General features: G+C 46.2%; 6 protein-coding genes. 1 reads left to right on the forward strand and 5 read right to left on the reverse strand.

The features are described from left to right. Nucleotides 1–245: 245 nt before the first annotated feature. Nucleotides 246–815: an SF0329 family protein gene (locus WBV27_RS09165; protein WP_424201395.1), complete on the reverse strand. Its 570-nt coding sequence runs from the start codon at nucleotides 813–815 to the stop codon at nucleotides 246–248. 354 nt (nucleotides 816–1,169) lie between these two features. On the opposite strand from WBV27_RS09165, the gene WBV27_RS09170 reads away from it, so the two are divergent. Next, nucleotides 1,170–1,859, forward strand: coding sequence for a C39 family peptidase (locus tag WBV27_RS09170; RefSeq protein ID WP_424201397.1), 690 nt, complete (start codon nucleotides 1,170–1,172; stop codon nucleotides 1,857–1,859). Between the two features lie 53 nt (nucleotides 1,860–1,912). Here WBV27_RS09170 and WBV27_RS09175 read toward each other — a convergent pair whose 3' ends face one another. From WBV27_RS09175 to WBV27_RS09190, 4 genes are read right to left on the reverse strand one after another with little or no spacing between them, the layout of a single operon-like run. Beyond that, the gene (locus tag WBV27_RS09175; protein ID WP_424201399.1) at nucleotides 1,913–2,563 is read right to left on the reverse strand and encodes an amino acid ABC transporter permease; all 651 of its coding nucleotides are present in this window, start codon (nucleotides 2,561–2,563) and stop codon (nucleotides 1,913–1,915) included. A 13-nt stretch (nucleotides 2,564–2,576) separates the two neighbouring features. Further along, nucleotides 2,577–3,224 carry an amino acid ABC transporter permease gene (locus WBV27_RS09180; RefSeq protein WP_424201401.1) on the reverse strand — a complete coding sequence of 216 codons (648 nt, stop codon included), beginning with the start codon at nucleotides 3,222–3,224 and terminating at the stop codon, nucleotides 2,577–2,579. A gap of 12 nt (nucleotides 3,225–3,236) precedes the next feature. Continuing rightward, on the reverse strand, nucleotides 3,237–4,037 hold the full coding sequence (locus tag WBV27_RS09185; protein WP_424201403.1) for a transporter substrate-binding domain-containing protein: 801 nt from the start codon (nucleotides 4,035–4,037) through the stop codon (nucleotides 3,237–3,239). Between the two features lie 27 nt (nucleotides 4,038–4,064). Then, complete coding sequence (locus tag WBV27_RS09190; protein ID WP_424201405.1) at nucleotides 4,065–4,793, reverse strand: amino acid ABC transporter ATP-binding protein; 729 nt, start codon at nucleotides 4,791–4,793, stop codon at nucleotides 4,065–4,067. Nucleotides 4,794–5,413: the final 620 nt, after the last annotated feature.

Consider the following 5,413-nt stretch of genomic DNA (forward strand, 5'->3'; position numbering starts at 1 on the left):
TACCGGAGAATATGTCCAAGCACTGTTGCTGATCATCGGACCGATTCTCTTCGGACTTCTCGGCAGTAGCATCTATCAAAGATTCGAAAAGAAACGAACACAATTTTTACTTGAAGATAATCTGTAGATTACACTTTACAACGCAAAAAAGGAACCGCTCGGGTCAGTTGCCCGAGCGGTTCCTTTTTGCATCCGAAAGCCGTTTTCCCGGTTACGTTCACGGATATTGTCGAATCCAGCTGACGCTACATAGCGCCTCGTCTCAGTGCATAGAAGTATTGCACAATCGGATGCTTCATTTTCACGGATTGTTCCATGTCCATGATCCTTTTTTTGCCGACACGCCTGTCCAGCAAAGCCAAACAGTTCAACAAAATATCCTTGCTCGCAAGGCTTTTTTCGATGGGTTGGCTCAGAAACACGTCTGCGGTTTTGTAGAAATCGGATTTGCTTAAGGCTACCTGGGCGGCCATCGTTTCCTTCGCGTAAGCCAACAGTTTGCGGTCCCCCGCGATCACTGCCAAGCGTTCTTCCGGTACTTTCCCGCCGGTTTCTTTCCTGATATGCTCAATTTCAGCATCGCTGAGCGGAATCAAGACGGCAGCATCATTTTTGATATCCTGTTCCGACTGGTACCACTTCATCCCAGTCGTCCCGTCCTTCATGTTGAAGATTTTTTTATTGTCCACGGCTATGCAGCACTGGCCGTTTTTATCGGGTGAATACCGGTAGCTGGTGGATAGGTAACCCACTCTGCCAGCCAACGCAGGCGCAAGGAAGTTCTCCAACAGCGGCTTCATCTTACTCCAGATCATAATATCCTCCATCAGAAAACTTTATTGTTGTCCATTTATTCTTCAATCTGACTTCTATCATTATGGACAACATAGATAGGGTAGGTCAATCTTTTTTTTAAAATCATAATCATCTTTTTGTTCCTAATCCATCCGGCGATTGACTAGTGCGAAGCCCTGGGTTATCTCGTTGTTCATTGGGACATTTCAATCGTCCTGCATTGCGGAATATGTTAAAATGTAAGCGTAAAGCATATGTTTAAGCGCAGCAAGCCATGCCGGATAAGGAGGTTCATGATGAAAAGGGGCAGGCTCTCCAACATAACACTATTTTCTGGCATCCTACTCAGTCTGATACCACTGAATCTCATTCGTATGGAACCAGATGAAACCGAGCAAACGACCTCTGAATCCGGGATGATTTTGCCCCCCGGACCTGCCGTTTCCGTGCTTCTGGATGTGCCGCTCCTGAATCAGCTTGATCCGCCGGCCTTGCTGCTCGGCTGCGAAGTTACAGCCCTTGCCATGATTCTGCAGTACAACGAAATACCGCTCACAAAAAATGAGCTCGCTGATAAGCTCCCAGTCGTTCCGATCTACTACGAAAACGGTCTGCACGGAAATCCAAATGAGGGGTTTGTCGGCGACGTGACCGGGACGGACTACGGTTTTTGCGTCTATCATGGCCCCATCGCAGCCTTGGCATCCGAATACATCCCACCCAATCGCGTGGAGGATATCAGCGGGCAGGAATTTGATTCTGTCATCGTTGCCTTGGACCAAGGCTATCCCGTTTGGGTCGTCACGACGACCACCTTCATGCCTGATGACGCTTTGGAGATGTGGCAAACGCCAACGGGTCCGGTCAACATCAGCTACATCATGCACAGCGTTGTGGTCGTCGGGTACGACTCCGATAGTCTTTACATCAACAATCCCTACGGCCAAAAGGACCAGAAAGTCGATCGGCAGAACTTCATTTTGTCCTGGGAACAAATGGGCAAACAAGCCATCTTTATCGCTGCTGGGACGCCCGATCAGACAGAACTGCAGACAAAAGAATAGGATTCCGGTTTTATCCCGGAACCCTATTCTTTTCATTTATTCAACACGTAGGATCAATAATCGACTTCAAATCGTTTGGAAGCCTTTGAAAGAGTGTGGCAAATGACCCAGTACAGGAAAGCCATGATGACGTACATCGGCAATACAAAGGCCGAATCCATCGAATAGATGATTTTTGAGCGGTAAGTCAGCTCCGAAAACGAGATGATCGTCGTCAGGGAGGTATCTTTGATCAAAGAAATGAATTGCGACACCAAAGACGGAACCATCGAACGGACACCTTGCGGTATGATGATATGCCGCATCGTCTCGGCAAAAGTGAACCCCGTGGAAAGTCCCGCTTCCATTTGTCCCACTGCGACAGATTTCAGCCCGGCGCGGACGATTTCTGCGATCATGCAAGACTCGAACACGACGAAGGCAATCAACGCCGCTCCAAAGGCACTGAAACGATAGCCTAACTGCGGAAAGCCAAAATAGAAGACAACGATAATCAAGAGCAACGGCACGCTGCGGATGACGTCCATGAGGAAGCCCAGGCTATTAGACACGACCGGAACCTTCATATAACGGATGATCCCGAGGCCTAAGCCGATGATGAAGCTGATGGCGATGGCCAGCACAGAGAAAGAGAGTGTACTCCCAACGCCCTTCATCAGATAAATAAAATTGCCATTTGACAAGGCACCTGTAATATCAAACATCTTTATTGTCCCCCTATGCCATTTCCATTTTTCGTTCAATATGCGCCATCAGATAATTCAAAGGCAGCGTGATGATCACATAGAACATACTTATGACCAGGTAGGAGCCCATCATATTGAATGTTTCGCCTGCGATCAAGTCGCCGTAGTACATCAAGTCCATCCCGGCCACGAAGCCTAAAACCGAAGAATCCTTCACCAACGTAATGAATTGATTCCCTAATGGCGGAATGACGATTTTGAATGCTTGCGGCAGCACGATATGGTACATCGTTTCCCAATAGGAGAAGCCTGAAGCCAGTCCCGCTTCCAACTGGCCGGCCGGTACAGCTTGGATACCTGTCCTGACGATTTCCGCGATGAATGAAGTCGAGTAGATGACCAGGCCAATCGCCCCTGCAATCATTCCGTTCACTTGGATGTCCAAAGCCATCGGAATGGCAATGTAGAAAAACATGGTGATGACAAGCAGCGGAATATTCTTGAAGCATTCCACATAATAGCCGCTGATTTTGTTCAATGTCTTGTTTTTTGCAACATGGAACATTGCTAAAATGGTTCCGAAAAGCAAACTCAGCAGCATCGAAATCATGCTGATGGCCAAAGTGTGCCAAAAAGCTGTTAGTAATGTACTATAATGCCCCGTTAATATTTCAATCATTTCCCGCACTCCTTAGTAATAGTCGCCGAACCACTTATCTTCGATTTCCGCTAATGTGCCGTTTTCTCGAATGATTGCGATTGCTTCGTTTAATGCTTCCCGGAATGCATCCTCATCTTCATTGAGCGCGATTCCGTATGGTTCATCGGTGATTCTTCCGCCGGCAAATCGGAAACCGGACGTTTTCGACATCATCCCCATCAAAACGACATTGTCCGAGGTGTAGGCATCCGCTTGGCCGGCAATCAAAGTCGTAAAGGCTTCGGATTCCGTGTCATATTCCCTTGTCGGTGCTTGCGGCGCAATCGTCTTCATGTTGATCATCATCGTTGTCCCTTTGGCTCCTGCGACAATCGTGTCGGCAGTCAAATCCTCAATCGCTTGGATTTCGCTGTCCTCCGGCACGATCAACGCTTGTCCGCCGATATAGTAGGAATCCGTAAAATCCACTTGTTTTTCTCTTTCGTCTGTAATCGTCATCGTGCTGATGACGGCATCCGCTATGTTGTTCTTCACGAAAGCCACCCGATTCTGACTCGATACCTCTACAAAAACCGCATTTTCAGCAGATCCCGTAATCACTTCTGTCAGCGCACGCGCGACATCCGAATCATACCCGGCTACTTCACCAGTTTCTACATTCAATTGCCCGACTAAGGGTGTGGTAACATTGGTTGCCCAGACAATTTTCTTGTCCCCGCTTTCGATGCGCTCCATCACGCTTTTTTCCGAAACCTTTGTGCAGCCGCTCATCAGAAGCAGCGCTGACAGCGCACTTGTCACGAACATTTTTTTCTTCGTCACTTTCATCATCCCATTGCTCCTTACTTTCGACTTTGATTAGTGGTTGATAACCTTGCTGAGGAACTGCTTGGCCCTTTCATCTTGAGGATCCAGGAAAAAGGACTCGCTCGGGCGGTCTTCCAGGATTTCCCCATCTGACATGAACAGCGTACGGTCGGAAACCTCGCGCGCAAAGCCCATTTCATGGGTAACCACAATCATCGTCATCCCCTCTTTGGCAAGGTCCGACATGACCTTCAATACCTCGCCGATCGTTTCAGGGTCGAGTGCAGAAGTCGGCTCATCAAACAGCAGCACCTTCGGATTCATTGCCAAACCGCGCGCAATCGCGACACGCTGTTTCTGCCCCCCGGAAAGCTGATTCGGATACATGTCCTTCTTATCCAACAGCTGAACTTTGTCCAAAAGTTTTTCGGCCTGCTCGATAGCCTCAGCTTTCGACTTCTTCAACTTGAAGATTGGAGCCAAAGTGATATTTTCCAAAACTGTTTTATGCGGATACAAATTGAAATGCTGGAACACCATGCCGACTTCCTGACGGATCAGGTTGATGTTGGTATTTTTATCGTGGATATTAACCCCTTCGATCAGCAATTCGCCTTCGGATATTTCCTCTAATCCATTGATGCAGCGGATCAAGGTACTTTTACCGGAACCGGATGGACCAAGTATGACGGTCACTTCTCCTTGATTAAACCTGACATTGATATTTTTCAAAGCGTGGAAATTGCCGTAATACTTGTTGACATTCTTAAATTCGATCATTTTTTGGATCTCCCCATTGTGTAATATTTAACTTTTATTAAAGCAAAGTTAGAAACAAATTACAATAGCAATTCCTTAATGTTAATCCTATTTTTCACAAAATAATTCGTATATAGCGCTTCCATTTTTTGCTTGCGGCATTTTAACACCGCATCATTCGCATTTCGTCCGAAAATATAAAACGGATCGCCTAAGTGGATGACAGGCGAACAATTGGTTTTATGGCAGTTTCGATACTTAAAGATTAAAAATTCCCAACCAATCAGTTAGCTTCCCGCAATCTGGAGCTGCCCAGTATAAATTTATTTTTAATGTTGCCATATAATTCTTTTGTCTTTTCCGGATTATGAGATTATAGTTAGATTTCAATTGGATTATGATGATATTGAAAGAGAGGAATTGAATCGTGGTGCCGAGAGAGCATTAACGAACGATGTTACAATCCTCACAAATTGGAATCCGGTTTATGATTATCTTAATAAATTATCCGGCCCAATCCCAAAAGCCACTAAATTTGGTCCGTAAGCACTTATAGTCAACAAACGCACTCTAAGTCAATCGGAGCGTAAAAATTAAATACAAGCAATTATATTCGCCTTTAAGTGCTGTTTTGCAATCAT

Origin of the sequence: Trichococcus sp. (assembly GCF_049589555.1) — a bacterium.
Taxonomy (GTDB): domain Bacteria; phylum Bacillota; class Bacilli; order Lactobacillales; family Aerococcaceae; genus Trichococcus.

What these genes read in the sequence shown, in the direction of transcription:
- WBV27_RS09190 (WP_424201405.1), bottom strand. Translation starts at nt 4,793, where the DNA reads ATGATCGAATTTAAGAATGTCAACAAGTATTACGGCAATTTCCACGCT.
- WBV27_RS09185 (WP_424201403.1), bottom strand. Translation starts at nt 4,037, where the DNA reads ATGATGAAAGTGACGAAGAAAAAAATGTTCGTGACAAGTGCGCTGTCA.
- WBV27_RS09175 (WP_424201399.1), bottom strand. Translation starts at nt 2,563, where the DNA reads ATGTTTGATATTACAGGTGCCTTGTCAAATGGCAATTTTATTTATCTG.
- WBV27_RS09170 (WP_424201397.1), top strand. Translation starts at nt 1,170, where the DNA reads ATGGAACCAGATGAAACCGAGCAAACGACCTCTGAATCCGGGATGATT.
- WBV27_RS09180 (WP_424201401.1), bottom strand. Translation starts at nt 3,224, where the DNA reads ATGATTGAAATATTAACGGGGCATTATAGTACATTACTAACAGCTTTT.
- WBV27_RS09165 (WP_424201395.1), bottom strand. Translation starts at nt 815, where the DNA reads ATGATCTGGAGTAAGATGAAGCCGCTGTTGGAGAACTTCCTTGCGCCT.